We start from the raw sequence: 387 nt of genomic DNA, 5'->3' as shown, positions 1-387 counted from the left end.
CACCCCGCCTTCCCTCTCCCGCCCTCTCGGCGAAATCGCCGTCCCGGAAAACGCCGACCCCGAAAGCACCCACCCCGGAGAAATCATCCCGGTGGCGGAAAACCCGGGCGGGAACCCCGGCGGCGGGAAATCCCCGGCCGTCGAACCGGACGCCGAACCGGTCGGGGATGCGGTCATGCGCGTCGCGCATGCCCTGCGGCGGCGTGATCCGAGGTTGCTGCTCTCCGAGCGGGAGTGCCGCGCCCTGGCGCCGGGCATCACCGCCTGGCTGGACCGGGGAACGAGCGAGGCGGAGGTGGTCCGGTCGCTGTGCCAAGGGTTGCCGACGGTGCTGCGCGGCCGGGCGGCGGGCATCCTGGCCTGGCGCCTGCGCGAACACCTCCCACC

At 73.6% G+C, this 387-nt stretch carries 1 pseudogene; it reads left to right on the top strand.

Annotation, left to right across the window (positions count from 1 at the left end):
- Window positions 1-175: 175 nt before the first annotated feature.
- Window positions 176-387 (top strand): annotated as a pseudogene (locus FOE67_RS28565) (helix-turn-helix domain-containing protein); the annotation flags it as partial.

Origin of the sequence: Streptomyces calidiresistens (assembly GCF_014141525.1) — a bacterium.
Taxonomy (GTDB): Bacteria; Actinomycetota; Actinomycetes; order Streptomycetales; family Streptomycetaceae; genus Streptomyces; species Streptomyces calidiresistens.
Note: the sequence above shows the minus strand (reverse complement) of the source record. Positions and strands in the feature narration are given on the sequence as shown.